General features: G+C 27.7%; 15 protein-coding genes. All 15 read right to left on the bottom strand.

All coding sequences use genetic code 11. The features are described from left to right. Window positions 1-70: 70 nt before the first annotated feature. The 15 genes from glpX to KXZ80_RS01055 all read right to left on the bottom strand — a co-directional run bounded on the left by glpX (window position 71) and on the right by KXZ80_RS01055 (window position 15,240). The gene (gene glpX, locus KXZ80_RS01125) at window positions 71-1,069 is read right to left on the bottom strand and encodes a class II fructose-bisphosphatase (protein ID WP_021430428.1); all 999 of its coding nucleotides are present in this window, start codon (window positions 1,067-1,069) and stop codon (window positions 71-73) included. A gap of 157 nt (window positions 1,070-1,226) precedes the next feature. After that, window positions 1,227-1,874: a fructose-6-phosphate aldolase gene (gene fsa / locus KXZ80_RS01120; protein WP_021430419.1), complete on the bottom strand. Its 648-nt coding sequence runs from the start codon at window positions 1,872-1,874 to the stop codon at window positions 1,227-1,229. 165 nt (window positions 1,875-2,039) lie between these two features. Next, window positions 2,040-3,953, bottom strand: a complete 1,914-nt coding sequence (gene pepF, locus KXZ80_RS01115) for an oligoendopeptidase F (RefSeq protein ID WP_021434201.1) — start codon at window positions 3,951-3,953, stop codon at window positions 2,040-2,042. Window positions 3,954-4,372: 419 nt separating this feature from the next. Then, entirely contained in the window at window positions 4,373-6,739 is a 2,367-nt protein-coding gene (spoIIE, locus tag KXZ80_RS01110; protein WP_021434202.1) for a stage II sporulation protein E, read from the bottom strand. Between the two features lie 92 nt (window positions 6,740-6,831). Continuing rightward, window positions 6,832-7,752 carry a Ppx/GppA phosphatase family protein gene (locus KXZ80_RS01105; RefSeq protein WP_021434203.1) on the bottom strand — a complete coding sequence of 307 codons (921 nt, stop codon included), beginning with the start codon at window positions 7,750-7,752 and terminating at the stop codon, window positions 6,832-6,834. Window positions 7,753-7,809: 57 nt separating this feature from the next. Beyond that, window positions 7,810-8,109 (bottom strand): FtsB family cell division protein, encoded by a 300-nt coding sequence (locus KXZ80_RS01100; protein ID WP_021434204.1) that lies wholly within the window; start codon window positions 8,107-8,109, stop codon window positions 7,810-7,812. Window positions 8,110-8,120: 11 nt separating this feature from the next. Next, window positions 8,121-8,615 (bottom strand): spore cortex biosynthesis protein YabQ, encoded by a 495-nt coding sequence (yabQ, locus tag KXZ80_RS17875; RefSeq protein ID WP_021430407.1) that lies wholly within the window; start codon window positions 8,613-8,615, stop codon window positions 8,121-8,123. Beyond that, window positions 8,615-8,869: a sporulation protein YabP gene (yabP, locus tag KXZ80_RS01090; RefSeq protein WP_021430372.1), complete on the bottom strand. Its 255-nt coding sequence runs from the start codon at window positions 8,867-8,869 to the stop codon at window positions 8,615-8,617. Before yabP ends, yabQ begins: the two co-directional genes overlap by 1 nt. Before the next feature lie 64 nt (window positions 8,870-8,933). Next, a complete protein-coding gene (locus KXZ80_RS01085) occupies window positions 8,934-9,176 on the bottom strand; it encodes an RNA-binding S4 domain-containing protein (RefSeq protein WP_021430396.1) in 243 nt (80 codons plus the stop codon). 62 nt (window positions 9,177-9,238) lie between these two features. After that, entirely contained in the window at window positions 9,239-9,517 is a 279-nt protein-coding gene (locus tag KXZ80_RS01080) for an HU family DNA-binding protein (protein WP_021430423.1), read from the bottom strand. 89 nt (window positions 9,518-9,606) lie between these two features. Further along, window positions 9,607-11,055, bottom strand: coding sequence for a bifunctional methyltransferase/pyrophosphohydrolase YabN (gene yabN / locus KXZ80_RS01075; RefSeq protein ID WP_021434205.1), 1,449 nt, complete (start codon window positions 11,053-11,055; stop codon window positions 9,607-9,609). Window positions 11,056-11,132: 77 nt separating this feature from the next. Next, on the bottom strand, window positions 11,133-12,758 hold the full coding sequence (locus KXZ80_RS01070) for a putative polysaccharide biosynthesis protein (protein ID WP_021434206.1): 1,626 nt from the start codon (window positions 12,756-12,758) through the stop codon (window positions 11,133-11,135). A 122-nt stretch (window positions 12,759-12,880) separates the two neighbouring features. Next, the gene (locus KXZ80_RS01065; protein ID WP_021434207.1) at window positions 12,881-13,450 is read right to left on the bottom strand and encodes a stage V sporulation T C-terminal domain-containing protein; all 570 of its coding nucleotides are present in this window, start codon (window positions 13,448-13,450) and stop codon (window positions 12,881-12,883) included. Between the two features lie 141 nt (window positions 13,451-13,591). Continuing rightward, the gene (locus tag KXZ80_RS01060; RefSeq protein WP_021434208.1) at window positions 13,592-14,131 is read right to left on the bottom strand and encodes a stage V sporulation T C-terminal domain-containing protein; all 540 of its coding nucleotides are present in this window, start codon (window positions 14,129-14,131) and stop codon (window positions 13,592-13,594) included. A gap of 104 nt (window positions 14,132-14,235) precedes the next feature. Next, a complete protein-coding gene (locus tag KXZ80_RS01055) occupies window positions 14,236-15,240 on the bottom strand; it encodes a peptidylprolyl isomerase (protein WP_119472442.1) in 1,005 nt (334 codons plus the stop codon). Window positions 15,241-15,247 lie beyond the last annotated feature (7 nt).

The raw sequence follows: 15,247 nt of genomic DNA, 5'->3' as shown, positions 1-15,247 counted from the left end.
TTTATACATTATGGTCAACAAATAAAAAAATAAAACTATTCAAACAAAATAGTTTTATTTTTTACGCCTTTTATATACTATATTTACCCATTAAATCAGTTAATATATCATTTTTATCAACCGAATGAATTGCATCGACAAATCTTATAGTTCCTGTTTTTGCTCTCATAACAACAGAATTTGTTGTTATTCTATTATTACCTAAACTAACTACACCTTTTAATAGATCTCCATCCGTTATTCCTGTTGCTGCAAAGAATAGTTCATCACCTTGAGCCAAGTCTTCTAATGATAATACTTTCGATATATCTTCGTCTGTTAATCCCATTTCATGGCATCTAATTCTTTCTTGCTCACTTAGTGGATAAATCTGAGCTTGCATATCTCCGCCCATACACTTAATTGCTGCCGCTGTTATAACACCTTCTGGTCCACCACCAATTCCCATAAGCATATCTATTCCTGTATCTTCAAAGCAAGTTGCAATACCTGCTGCTACATCTCCATCTCCGAACATTTTTATTCTTGTACCTAATTTTCTAGCTGCTTCAAATATATAATCATGTCTTTCTCTATCCTGTACTATTATAGTCATCTCTGTTGTCTTTTTATTTAAAGCTTTTGCTACATTTTTTATATTCTCTTCAACACTTGCGTTTAAATCTATACATCCCTTTGCCTTAGGACCAACAATTATCTTTTTCATATAAGTGTCAGGAGCTTTAAGTAAACTTCCTTTTTTTCCCATAGCTATTACAGATATAACATTAGGTAGTCCTTTAGCTATTAGTGTAGTTCCATCCAAAGGGTCTACTGCTATATCAACTTTCATGCTATCCTCTGTTGCCATACCAACCTTTTCACCAATATATAACATAGGAGCCTCATCTAGTTCTCCTTCTCCTATTACAACTTCACCATCGACCTTAACTGTTTCAAAAGCTCTTCTCATAGCCTCAACTGCTGCGCCGTCAGCTCCGTTTTTATCTCCTCTACCCATAAACTGCGATGAGACTAAAGCTGCTGCTTCCGTTACTCTAACTAACTCTAATGCTAAATTTCTATCCATAAAATTCATCTCCCTTAGTTCGTTAATCTCTCTTCAAATTATATATCACATTTAATAAATAGTAAACATTTATAAATGTTAAATAAGGGTTTTAGTATGTTATATAATCGCAAAAAGACATAAAAAAAGCGATAATTTAAAAATTATCGCCTTTTTATTAGTTCTTAGGTACAGTTTCCCAGTCTTTTAAGAATTTTTCTATACCTATATCAGTCATAGGGTGTCCTAACATTTGTTTAAAAACTTTGTAAGGAACAGTTGATATATCAGCACCTGCCTTAGCTGAAGTTAAAACATGTTGAGGATGTCTTATACTAGCTGATATTATTTCAGTTTCTATACCATGTATGCTGAATATTTCAGCAACTTCTTCTATTAACATTATTCCTTCTTGACCTATATCATCTAATCTACCAACAAAAGGACTTACATAAGAAGCACCTGCTTTAGCTGCTAATAATGCTTGGTTTGATGAGAATATTAAAGTTACATTAGTTTTTATTCCTTTTTTGTGTAAAGCTGATACAGCTTTTAATCCTTCTGCACACATAGGTATCTTTATTACTATATTTTCATGAATTTTACTTAACTCTTCGCCTTCTTTTATCATTCCTTCGCTATCCATCGAGATAACTTCTGCAGATATTGGTCCATCTACAATTTGAGTTATTTCCTTAACTACATTTTCAAAAACTCTTCCTTCTTTAGCTATTAATGAAGGGTTTGTTGTAACACCTTCTATAACTCCCCAAGAGTTTATTTCTTTTATTTCATCTACATTTGCAGTATCTATAAATAGTTTCATGTTTTACCTCCTTGTATTTACAATCCTATAAATAAAGTTATTACCTTATCAATTTTAAACATTATGTATTACTTATAAATTAACCTAAACTAAAAGTTTAAAAAGTCCTTAAATTGTAAGGACTTTTTAATATATTCTACCACTATTTCTCAATTACTTCTATCCTTAATTTGTTAAGAGCTTTTCTAATTCAGATACTAAAGAGTTAAATTTCTCGGTAGTTTGTTCTATAGGTTTAGTGCTATAAAGATTTATACCACTCTCTTTTAGTAAGTCTATAGGATAATTAGATCCTCCTTTTTTAAGGAATGATAAATAGTTTTCAGGACCATTTTTAATTATATCCTGAGAAAATGCAATTCCGGCACTACATCCTGTTGCATATTTATATACATAAAAACTATTATAAAAATGTGGTATTTTTGCCCATCCAACCTTAGATAGCTGATCTACACTAAAGTCTTTACCATAATATTTTTGTAAAAGTTCTCCCCATATATCATTTAATACCAGTACGTTTACAACCTCTCCACTTTCAAGCTTCTGGTGTACTTTGTACTCAAATTCAGCATACATCGTTTGTACAAATAGAGTGTTTTTTATCAAATCTAGGTACTGAGTTATATAATAAGCTTTTTCATTTTTATTTTGAGTATTCTTTATTAACATTTCATATAATAAAGCTTCATTAGTTATAGATGCTACTTCATGAGTAAATATACTAGGTTTTGAATTTAAGTAATTTTGATTCTTTGAACTCATATATCCATATACAGCATGTCCTAGTTCATGAGATAAAGTAGATACAGAATCTAAGTTTCCACTATAATTCATTAAAACATATGGATGATTATCATATACAGATAAACAGTATGCTCCACTTACTTTATTATCATTAGAATATACATCCACCCATCTTTCATTGAAAGCTTTATAAAGTATATCTCCATATTCTTTACCTAAAGGATTTAGCGATGTATATACAATACCTTGTGCTTTATCATATGGAATATACTCATCTACTGGATTTATAATTGGAGCATGCATATCATATGAGTAAACTTTATCTAAGTTCAATACTTTTTTCCTTAAACCTATATATTTATGCAAACTTCCTAAATTATTATCAACCGTATTTATAAGTTCATCATAAACTTTAGGATCTATATCATCACCTGACATATACATCTCTCTTGAATTTTTATAACCTCTAGTATTTGAGTAAAAAATATTTTTCTTAACTTGTCCTATAAATAATCCTGATAGCATGTTTATATTATCATTGTACTGTAGAGATTCATTTTCATAAGCTTTTTTTCTTTCTTCTCTATTAGAACTTTCTAGTGCTAATGAATATTGTGATGGATTTAAGTTTGATTTTTTATCCATATTCATAAAAAGATCATATACTTCTTTAGGTAAAGAAGCTATATCACTTATATTACTCAACATTTCTTCTTCCTTAGAATTTAGATAATGCTTTTTGTTCCTTCTGATATCATTTAAATACATACTATACTTACTTGATATTTTTTCATTTTTCATTATATCTTTAAAATCTTTATTTGATAGTTTTAAAATTTCTAATTCTAAATTAGAACAAATAAAACTATATTCTTTATATACTTTGTTCAAACTTTCATTCATATTTAAATAGTCATACGATTTATTGTTAATATCACTATTTAAAGATACATATGCACTTAATTTTTCTAACTTTGAGTCTAATTCTTCTTTTATGTTTAAGGCATATAATAGATGTTTTTGAGATTTAGTTACTTTTCCCACATAATTTTCTAACTCTTTAGTTTCTTTACTAAATTTACTTAGATTTTTTTCCCAATCACTATTACTCTTATATAATTTAGATATATCCCAAGTAGTAAATTTTGTTGGTTTTTTTTCTTCTTCTTTTTTATCATTTTTAGAAGGTTCTTTTTTATTAGTATCATTTATCATTTCAAGTGCTTTTTCACTAAAAGCTTCACTGTTTCCATTTATATCTCGTTTTAATAAAATAGATGCAAATAATATAACTGCAATGACTATAGTTATTACTCTATACATATTTTTCCCCATAAAAAGCCATCCTTTCACTAAGATTATTAGTATTAGGATGGCTTTTTGAATTTATATTATTCAGTTTTTGGAAAATAAGTATGTTGAAAATTATCCACATAATTATCAACATATTCACATATTTAAAATGTTAATTTTTCAACATATTTCATACAATTTTTTTTGTATTTATACATTTTATTCCGTAATTATCCACAAATTATACATAGTTATTAACATTTTTTATGTTTTTTTGTTGATATTTATTTATTTTTAAATCAATGTTTTCTAGTTAAAATTGTTAGAATTATTTTTAAATTTGTAAATATTTTGTCGAATATTGTAATTCCAACATATTGATAGCTTTAAATCCTATATATATATCCACACTTTATCCACATTTTATTAACATTTTGTGTATAACTTGTGGATTTATGGATTTAATGTTTAAATATTTTACTCACAAGTACCGTCATATCATCATGAATATTATTATTTTGTATATCCAGAGCTCTATTTAAAATTTCATTTGAAATTTCTTTTGGATTAGTTGTCTCTAATCCTTTTAAAAAATATATAAGCCAATTGTCACCTAAGTTTTTGTTTTTTCCAGCATCAACAATTCCATCAGAAACCATAATTATATAATCTCCATCCTTTAATTTCCTACTATCTCTGTCTATATTTATATCTGATAGTATTCCTACTGGCAACGAAGCACTAGATATAAGCTCTATTTCTCCATTACTTCTTTTTATATAAGTTGAACAAGCTCCCATTTTAATAGTATTTAATACTCCCTTATTTAAATCAACAATTCCTAAATCTAATGTTGAAAACATCTCATCTGATGATTTAAGCATCAATATATTATTTATAGTGTCGATTATTATTTCTTCATCTATGTTAGAATCCATCATGTTTTCTAGTATATCTATAGTTACAGATGATTCTTCATATGCCTTTCTTCCTTTACCCATTCCATCACTTATAGCTACCATATATTTACCATCTGATACTTCCATATAAGTATAATTATCTCCTGAAATTATATATCCATCTTTAGACATATTCGAAACTTCTGTTGCAATTTTAAATTCTTGCCTTTTAGTTAATTTTATTTTGCATTGTCCTCCTGTACAGGTACATCCAACTTTCCTTGCAACTAACTCTTCTCCTAAAACATTAGATATAATATTAGTTATTTTTCTTTCACATAATTTATTATCACTGCAAGCTTCTTTTTCTATCAAAACTTCAAAATCATTACTGTCTGTAGATATATAATTAAGTTTTTTTACACTTATATTATTTCTATCTAATTCAACAAGTAAGTTTTTTTCCATCTCCATATCGAATGTTATATCTTTATCTAATTCTTTAGCCATACTTTCAATTGATTTAGACATATATCTTATTTGATTTGCTACTAATTTCCTATTCTCAGAAAATTTTTGTTCCCAACTATAGTCTAAGGCAAACATCTTATAATAATAATTAGATGCCTTAACAATACTTTCAGGTTTTATACAATCCTTTTTAAAATCAATAGGTATATTTTCTAAATAAATTTCACCACTGTCCTCTAACTCTTCTAATATTCTATTCAGCATTGTATAAGTGTAGTTAAATTTAGAATCCCAGCATCTTCTTCTCATTCCACAATTTTTACACTCATCATTATGTACCATATCTATTATGTGTGCGATATCTTTTTGATCTAATATTTTTTCCTTTTCCCTGACTCTATCAAAAGTATTTGCTAAGTCTGAATAAGTTTTATACATCCCTCTTAATCTATTGTTAGTTATTTCTCTATTCCTAGCTAAATAATCTTCAACTCCATCTTTAAGACCACCATTACCTTTTATAGTTTTTTCTATTCCTTTTATTACCTTATCAGGAATAAGTATTACTAATACACTGGCTATTAAAATATCTCTTACTTCCATAATATTAGATCCTATTCCAGATGTATAAATATAAATCAAACTCCAACCTACTATATATCCCGCTATACTTAAATACTTGTTAACTTTATTAAATCCACCTGAAATAAGTCCTGCAAATGCATAAATACCCATATACATACTAGATACAAGATTATTTATGAAATAAACCAACCCAATTATAACTCCACTAGATGCACCTAGTGCTGCACCACCTGTAATAGATAATATTAATATAGTCATTGTTGTTAAAACATTTCTAATAGATATACCGAGCAAAGATACTTCCCCTATTCCCATTATGCTAAATATTATAATGATTGTTAAAGCTACTATTTCTTCATTAGAAGTGACCGTCCTTGAAGCTCTTTTATTTATAACAGCTACTCCATAAGAAAAAATATACGTTCCAACAAACATTAGAATGCATTCAACTAAAGCTATACTTAAATTATATACGTAACTACCAAATATAAAAGCTTGTCCCATAGATATAGGAATCATTATTAATGCTCCTATAATCGATATCTTATTTATTGATTTTATATTTTTAATATGACTAGAAACAATTTGAATAATAATTATACAAATTGAGTATTTTATAATATTAGGAACTTGATTAAACGATAATACCGTACCTGCTAAAGTCGCTATAAATACAGGAAATTTATACTTATCTATAATAGATACACATAAGAAAAAAGCTACACCTAGTGGGGCTATATTATCCACAACCATAGCTCTACTAAGTAAAAATCCAAATAAACATAAAACCAGTGTATTTGTATCTAAAAAATTAACTTGTCCTATATTTTTAAAAACTAAATTTCTTTTATTAACCGCTATACTTCTTTCCATAAAAAAAACCTCCCCCTGTTATTTTCATACTGAAATTGTAACAAATGAGAGATATCTTTTTTGTCATAATAGGTAGCTAATACATTATAATATTAAGACATTTTTTTTGCGTTTTGACATAATAACCCTTCCAAATTATCGTATTCACTTACTATAATTTTTTCTTTTTCTAAGTTTTTCATTATTAAATTTAAAATTGCTACACCAGCTGTTATAATATCCGCTCTTTTTGGTTGTAGCCCTTTTAAGTTTTTCTTATCATTTAATGTCATCTTTTTTAAATTTTGTAAAATATTATCTAAATCTTTTTTGCATATTTCACTTTCATGGATTTTTTCCATCGAGTATGTTTCTAATTCCTGATTCATAGCTGAAACAGAAGTTATTGTACCTCCGATACCAACTACTGATTTTATATTTTCTTTTTTTAATTTATTAAGAGTTTCATTTATAGTTTCAAATATAAATTTTTCCATATTCTCAAACTCTATTTCACATATAGGATCATGCTTTAAAAATTTCTCAGTCATTCTTAAAGCTCCAACGTTTTCACTTTTACAGAATTCAATCCCTTCAAAACCTCCTAAAATAAATTCTGTAGAACCTCCTCCTATATCTATAGCTAATATGCCTTCTTTATCTTCTAGCCCCTGTAAAACCCCTGCAAAGCCTAAATTAGACTCTTGTTCTCCACTTATTATATCTACATCTATATTTAATTCTTTTTTTGCTCTACTCACAAAATCCAATTTGTTTTTGCTATCTCTTAATGCCGATGTCCCTATACAGTATAATTCTTTACAACCTTTAGATTTTGCTAAAACCGAAAACTCCTTTAAAGCTTCAATATTTCTTTCTATAGCTTCTTTTGATATATACCCTTCACTGTCTACACCTTGTCCAATTCTAGTCGTGTTTACAAACTTTTCTCTATTTAAAAGTTTACCATCTATATAATCTGCAACTAACAATCTCATAGAATTTGTTCCTATATCTATAGCTCCTAATTTCAATTAAATAACCTCCTATTAATGTAATTTAAAAAATGTAGATATAAATAGAGGAAGTATTTAATTACTTCCTCTATTTATATCTACATATATTATTTCATCTGGCTTTACCATTTTCAATCTATTTCTAGCTATGTCCTCTACATATTTATCATCATCTAAGCTTTTCTTGGATTCTTTTAATCCTTTAATCTCTTTTTCTGTGTTTTTTATTTCTTTTTTCAAAGAAACAATTTCATTGTTATATTTAACAGATTTAAAAATTTGAGTCGTAAACCCACCTATAAGTGACATTACTAAAAAAGATAAAAACATTCCAACAATTAGATATTGACCTAAAAATTTTTTTCTTTTGTTCATAATCTCTCTCCTTACGATTTAACTTTTACTCTTTTTAATTTACCTAACTTACATTTCATGAACATCGCCATTCTTAGAATTAAATTAGGTATATAAAATATAGTATCAAATAATAAGTGTATTGAGTAGATTATAACGTAATACAAATTAACCGAAATCTTGCACGTACATACTAAAATTCGTCTTATAGTGTTAATAACAAATCCTATTGATTTATTTAATACTTTTAGTATGAATTTACTGATAGTATTATAATAAATAATAAATCCTATAAATAAAGCAATGAAATGATAATATCTTAAATCAAAGGATTCTATAACATTTATAGTTACAAAAACAAGCAAAGTCACAATTATCCAAAATAATACATCATAAAAAAACGAGAAAATTTTTATTATATTAAAGTTTTGTTTAAAAGCCCTGTATAGATCAAATAAAACCCCTATAAATATTCCACCATATATCGTTGCAAAAAATGCTCCGAGGTCCTGAGTGAATGGTATCATTATTTAAATAACTTCTTAAAGAAATTTTCTTGAGGTTCCTTAGCTTTACTGTAATTTATTCCATTTATAGTCCCTGTCACAGTAATAACTTTTTCGTCTATACTAAGCTTGCTCATGTCTAAATTTTCTCCATCTACAATCATATCTCCAGATGTAGTTCTTATTTCTACTTTTTTATCATTGAAAGAGTATATATGCTCTACTCCAGAAATAGTTAAACTTGATCGATTGTTTAAGCTTATACTATGTTCCATAATATCCCTCCATATTAAATCTTTATAATTAACCTAATATAAATATACGAGGGATATTTAAAATTTATTCTATTATCTCAAACATTTCTTTAGCATCATTTTTTAATACATGCTCTTTTATTTCTTTTATTTCAAATTTCATTAGTTTTTCACCAAATTGAATTTCAAGAATATCTCCTATATTAACTTCTGATGATGATTTAGCTAACTTACCGTTTATAGTAACTATACCTTTATCACAAGCCTCTTTAGCCACGGTTCTTCTTTTTATTATTCTTGAAACCTTTAAAAATTTATCTAATCTCATCTATGAAAACCTCCTTATATAGAAAAAGTGTGGAAAATCCACACTTTTAAATATAAATAAAATTATCCATTTATTATATCTTTTAATCCCTTTCCAGCTTTGAAAACTGGTGCCTTAGAAGCTGGTATATCTATAACTTCTTCTGGGTTTCTTGGGTTTCTTCCTTGTCTTGCTGCTCTTTCTCTAGTTTCGAAAGTTCCAAATCCTACTAATTGAACTTTTTCTCCTGATACTAATGCTTCTTCAACTGATTTCATGAAAGCATTTAATGCTGCTTCTGCTTCCTTCTTTGTTAATTCACTCTTTTCTGCCATTTTTGCTACTAATTCAGCTTTATTCACGTTACTTACCTCCTAAAAGTTTATATTATAGAATTTTATAATCAATATTAGATAAAATTCTAGATTTTTAACAAAATACCTTCTGCTTACTAAATTTTTTTAGATTCATTCCAAATTTCATCCATCTCTGCTAATGACATATCTTCTAATCGTCTATTTAAACTTGTAGCTCTATTTTCTATAAATTCAAATCTATTTACAAATTTTTCAGTAGTCAAGTTCAATGCTTCTTCTGGATTTATATCTAAAAATCTAGCAAGATTAACTATAGAGAATAGTAAATCTCCTAGTTCTTCCTTTATGTATTTTATATTTCCTTGTTTGTGTTCGTCAAGTAATTCTTTATATTCTTCTACAATTTTTTTAAAAACATCGTTAATATCATCCCAGTCAAACCCTACCAAAGATGCCTTATATTGTACTTTTTTAGCCTTTGTTAGTGCCGGTAAACTATTTGGAATTCTTTTCAATCCTTCTGTTATCGTAGATTCACCTTTTTCCTTCTTTTTTAACTCTTCCCAAGTTTTGTCATATGTATTCATATCCACTTCTTCATTTTTAAATACATGAGGATGTCTAAATATTAATTTTTCACAAATACTATTAGTAATTTCTTTTAAATCGAAGTAGCCTTCCTCTTTACCTATTTGTGAGTGAAAAACAACATGCAGTAAAATATCACCTAGTTCTTCTATCATTTCATCAATATCATCATTATCTATAGCTTGTCCAAGTTCATATGCTTCTTCAATTATATGAGCTTTGAGAGATTTATGCGTTTGTTTCTTATCCCAATCACATCCATTTTCTCCTCTAAGCTGCTCAACTATGTTTTCTAGATCTTTTACTGTATTATACATAGTTTTATCAGATTTTGGAATATATAAACTTGTTAAATAATCAAATTCATTGTCATTTCTATCAAGTTCATATAATTTAACATACTTTTTACTTTCTAAACCTTTAACGCCTGCAGCTTTTACTATACATATTTCTTGTTCATCATCATAATTTTCCATTAATGCTAACTTTACATTTGATGCTATAAATCTATCATAAATTTGAGTAATTATCATGCTAGTATTTGTATCTATATAACTATTTTCAATTTCAAATGCATCTAATAATTTAAATCCCTCAGATGGATCGACTTCTAAATAGTTAAACATAGCATCTACAAAGCTCATAGAAGCTATTATTTCCACTTCTACGCCTTTTCTATGCGCAATCCCAGCAATTATACCTACAGTCTTTTCTGCAACCCTAGGATGTCCAGGTACTGCATATACAAGATCTCCATTTTGCGATTCTTCAATTATAAAATTTGATATATTGTTATAAACATTATCAAAGTTTTCATCTTGATTATAAAAATAATCTAAAGATGTATATTTTATCTCATTCTTTAACTTATCAATTATAGGATGTTTCTCTGTTCTAAGAAAAACTCTAGAACTATTTTTCAAAGCATCTAATGCACCTTGACTTATTAAAGAATATTCTCCTGGTCCAAGACCTACTATAGTTATTTTTCCCATATAAAATTCTCCTTATCATGTAAAAATAAAGGAAATTACTTTTATAAGTATTTCCTTTATTTACATATATATATACATTATTTCATAAGTTTTAGTTTTTTAAGAACTTTATAAACTTTGTCTCCTTTAGGCATACTTAATAATTCTTTTTTTCTTATTCCACCTAATGCTATTGTAAAAATTATATAAATTATACCTCCAATAGCTATTGATACTACCGTCGATAAAGTATTTCCTAACATTCCTACCATAAAACTATAACTTAATTTTACTGATATAAACATAATCAATACAATTATTAATGGTTTTATAAAGAATGTTTTAACTGACAATCTCATATTCATTGCCTTTTTTATGTAAATTAGTTCAAGCATAGCAGCTACGAAATAAGCAGTTACAGTCCCTAATGCAGAACCTATAACATTTATCTCTGGTATTGCTGTTAAAGTGTAACTAATTGCTATTTTAAAAGCCATTCCTATCACTAAACAAAAAACTGGAACCATAGGTTTTCCCATTCCTTGAAGTATACCATTTAAGCTCTGTATAAGCCCTAAAAATACTACACAAGGTGTTAAAACTAATAATATAGTTCCAACTGAATCTGGTTGTGCTGGAAATAAAAGTTTCATTATAGGGTGTGCTAAAGATGCCATACCAAAAGCTGCTGGTAAAACAATCATTAAGGTTACTTTTATAGCACTTTTAGTTTCTTTTATCGCTTTAGCTCTATTTCCTACAGCATACGCTTGTGATATTGTTGGCACTAAACTCATACTCATAGCAACTGTTATAACTGCTGGTAAGTTTATTATAGCCATAGCCATTCCCGTTAATTGACCAAACATTACATTTGCCTGTGTTTGGCTAAAACCAGCTTCTACTAATCTCCTTATAACAATTACAGTATCTACCATATTTACTAGTGGCATAACAGCTGCTCCTATAGTTATAGGTATAGCTACTACTAATAATTTTTTTAGTATCCTAGATACACTTTCTTCTCTAAATTTTTTACTTGATTTTATTTCTCTTTTTATAGTTTTTAATTTAAATAAATAAGCTATTATCAGATATATAATAGATGCTATAGCCCCTATAGTAGCCCCAATTATAGCCCCCGCTGCACCTTGTTCTGGGCCAGGGTTTGGCCCAAGACTGTTCATAAAAAGGTAAGCCAACGTTATTCCTAATATAACTCTGAAAAGCTGTTCAATTATTTGAGAAATTGCTATGTGAGTCATTTCTCTTCTTCCTTGAAAATATCCTCTATAAGATGACATCGCCGGAACAAATAAAAGAGCTGGTGAAATAGCAATCATTGCATATTTTGCTCCTGGATTTTTCATTATATCATTTACTATAAAGTCTGCTCCAAAGAAAAATATACAAAATGATACAAACCCTGTTATTGTCAGTACACAATGAGATACTTTAAATACCTTATGTGCTCCTTTATAGTTACCTATAGCCATTTTTTCTGAAACTAATTTAGCTAGTGCAGTTGGAAACCCTGCAGTTGCCAAAATTAAAAAAAAGGTATATACAGGATATGCCGCTTGATAATACCCCATACCTTCTGCCCCAATTAAATTCCCAACAGGTATCCTAAAAAATCCACCTATTATTTTAACTAAGATTCCTGCTAATCCTAGTATTAATGCCCCTTTCAAGAATGAATCTTTTCCCTTATTGTTACTCATAATTCCCCTCCATATTATGTTGTATAACAAACTCTAATATAACATATATGTTATTGTAGATTCAATAATTACCTTACAAACTTTAAAAGACCCTTCATTAAAGGGTCTTTTGAAAAATAATATTAAACTTGTTTACCTAAAAAATTAGCTGCTACTTTAAGTAGTTTCTCATCACTATCATTTAGTCCTGCTTCATCCTTAGAAACTAAACATATAGATCCTATACAATCTCCAGATGAACTAACTATAGGCATTATTGTTTGCATCTTATAGTCCATAGAATCATCTTTATGTAATGGAATCACATTATTATCTTTTACATGATTAAAACTTCTATCTTTTATAACTTGTTCTAATTCTTTACTTATCATTTTATCTTTATAACCTTTTTTAGACAACTTAGATACAGCTATTATCGAATCTAAATTTGTTATCATTACACCTTTTCCTAAAACTTCACCTAGTGCTTCCGCATATTCTTGTGAAAGTTCATTCAGCTCTCCAATTGGAGAATATTTTTTTAATATTATTTCCCCATCTCTATGTGTAAAAATTTCTAAAGAATCTCCTTCTCTAATTCTTAACGATTTTCTAATTTCTTTTGGTATAACAATTCTTCCAAGATCATCTATTCTTCTTATTATGCCTGTAGCTTTTTTATCTGCTAAATCTCTATGATTATTTTTCGCCATAAAATACCTCCATTAGTACAATTTGTAAGTTATAATATATCATATAAAAAATATAATTTTCAATAATTTGAATGAATTACCATTTATATCCAAAAAAGTACAATAATAAAAAAAGGCTCACAATATATGAGCCTTTTTTTATTATTGTACTTGCTTACCTAAAAAATTAGAAGCTACCTTAAGCAATCTTTCATCACTATCATTTAGTCCTGATTCATCCTTAGACACTAAACATATAGATCCTATACAATCTCCAGATGAGCTAACTATAGGCATTATTATTTGCATTTTATAGTCCATAGAATCATCTTTGTATAGCGCAACTAATTTGTTATCTTTTACATGAGTAGAAATTCTGTTTTCTATAAGATCTTCTAATTCCCTACTTATACTTTTTTCTTTGTAATCTTTTTTAGGTAATTTAGATACAGCTATTATTGAATCTAAATCTGTTACCACAACTCCATGACCTAAAGTTTCTCCCAAAGTTTCTGCATATTCTTGAGAAAATTCATTAAGCTCTCCAATTGGAGAGTATTTTTTTAATATTACTTCTCCATCTTTAGCTGTAAATATTTCTAAAGGATCTCCTTCTCTAATTCTTAATGTTTTTCTTATTTCCTTTGGTATAACAACTCTTCCAAGGTCATCTATTCTTCTAACTATTCCTGTAGCTCTCATATCAGATTAATACCTCCATTAGTAACTTTGAACTTATTTTTACCAACGTTAAGAAAAATATACAAAAAAAACCTATACCATTATAATAATGGTATAGGTTTTTTTTATATGTTAATTTTTAGAGCTTCTTTTTCATTTGTTTTAACGTCTGCCTTATCTGTTAACTGTTTAACTTTTTCAGTATATTTTTGATATAATAAGTTTTGTTTTATATTATCTTTAACTTCATCAAATGTATATTCTTTATATTTTTTATCAGTTACTTTTATTATATGATATCCATATTGAGTTTTTACTACATTAGATATATCACCTTTGTCCATTGCAAATACAGCTTTTTCAAATTCTGGAACCATTTGACCTTTTGAGAAGAATCCTAAATCTCCACCTTTAGCTGCAGAACCTTTATCATCTGAATTTTCTTTAGCAAGCTTAGCAAAATCTCCTCCTGACTTAACTTTTTCATAAAGATCATCAGCTTTTTTCTTAGCTTCTTTCTGTTTTTCCTCTGAAAGAGGTTTATTAGTTTTTTGGTCAACTGTTGATATTAATATATGAGATGCTCTAACTTCATCATCTACATAATTATTTTTATTTTCTTCATAGTACTTTTTCATTTCAGCTTCACTTATTTTTGTGTTTTTATCAAAGTTATTTTTAAAATTTTGTATAGTTATATCTTTTTCTAATTGAGCTTTTAAAAATTCATCATCGATACCATTATCTTTTAAGAATTTTTCATAATCTTTATCTTGTTTTACACTTTCTTTTAATTGTTTAAATTGTTTATCAACCTCTGATTGTTTAGCTTCTAATTTATCTTTTTTTGCTTGTTGATATATAACTTGCTCTTGTACCATTTGTTGTAAAATAGCTTTTTTCATTTCATCTTTATATTTTACACCCTCTTTAATTTCTTGGTTCCATAAATCTTTACCATACATTTTAGAAATAGATTCTTTATAAGTCTCAACTGTCTTTTTATAATCAGATGCACTTATTTCAACTCCATTTACGACTGCTACAGGCTTTTCATTACCACATGCAGTCATCGCTACCCCTAAAAGAACTACCATTATTAACGATATTATTTTTTTCAATTTCAACATCCTCTCT

Origin of the sequence: Paraclostridium bifermentans (assembly GCF_019916025.1) — a bacterium.
GTDB classification, from domain to species: domain Bacteria; phylum Bacillota; class Clostridia; order Peptostreptococcales; family Peptostreptococcaceae; genus Paraclostridium; species Paraclostridium bifermentans.
This window is presented reverse-complemented; position numbering and strand designations above follow the sequence as displayed.

What these genes read in the sequence shown, in the direction of transcription:
- glpX (WP_021430428.1), bottom strand. Translation starts at nt 1,069, where the DNA reads ATGGATAGAAATTTAGCATTAGAGTTAGTTAGAGTAACGGAAGCAGCA.
- fsa (WP_021430419.1), bottom strand. Translation starts at nt 1,874, where the DNA reads ATGAAACTATTTATAGATACTGCAAATGTAGATGAAATAAAAGAAATA.
- pepF (WP_021434201.1), bottom strand. Translation starts at nt 3,953, where the DNA reads ATGGGGAAAAATATGTATAGAGTAATAACTATAGTCATTGCAGTTATA.
- spoIIE (WP_021434202.1), bottom strand. Translation starts at nt 6,739, where the DNA reads ATGGAAAGAAGTATAGCGGTTAATAAAAGAAATTTAGTTTTTAAAAAT.
- KXZ80_RS01100 (WP_021434204.1), bottom strand. Translation starts at nt 8,109, where the DNA reads ATGAACAAAAGAAAAAAATTTTTAGGTCAATATCTAATTGTTGGAATG.
- yabQ (WP_021430407.1), bottom strand. Translation starts at nt 8,615, where the DNA reads ATGATACCATTCACTCAGGACCTCGGAGCATTTTTTGCAACGATATAT.
- yabP (WP_021430372.1), bottom strand. Translation starts at nt 8,869, where the DNA reads ATGGAACATAGTATAAGCTTAAACAATCGATCAAGTTTAACTATTTCT.
- KXZ80_RS01085 (WP_021430396.1), bottom strand. Translation starts at nt 9,176, where the DNA reads ATGAGATTAGATAAATTTTTAAAGGTTTCAAGAATAATAAAAAGAAGA.
- yabN (WP_021434205.1), bottom strand. Translation starts at nt 11,055, where the DNA reads ATGGGAAAAATAACTATAGTAGGTCTTGGACCAGGAGAATATTCTTTA.
- KXZ80_RS01070 (WP_021434206.1), bottom strand. Translation starts at nt 12,758, where the DNA reads ATGAGTAACAATAAGGGAAAAGATTCATTCTTGAAAGGGGCATTAATA.
- KXZ80_RS01065 (WP_021434207.1), bottom strand. Translation starts at nt 13,450, where the DNA reads ATGGCGAAAAATAATCATAGAGATTTAGCAGATAAAAAAGCTACAGGC.
- KXZ80_RS01060 (WP_021434208.1), bottom strand. Translation starts at nt 14,131, where the DNA reads ATGAGAGCTACAGGAATAGTTAGAAGAATAGATGACCTTGGAAGAGTT.
- KXZ80_RS01055 (WP_119472442.1), bottom strand. Translation starts at nt 15,240, where the DNA reads ATGTTGAAATTGAAAAAAATAATATCGTTAATAATGGTAGTTCTTTTA.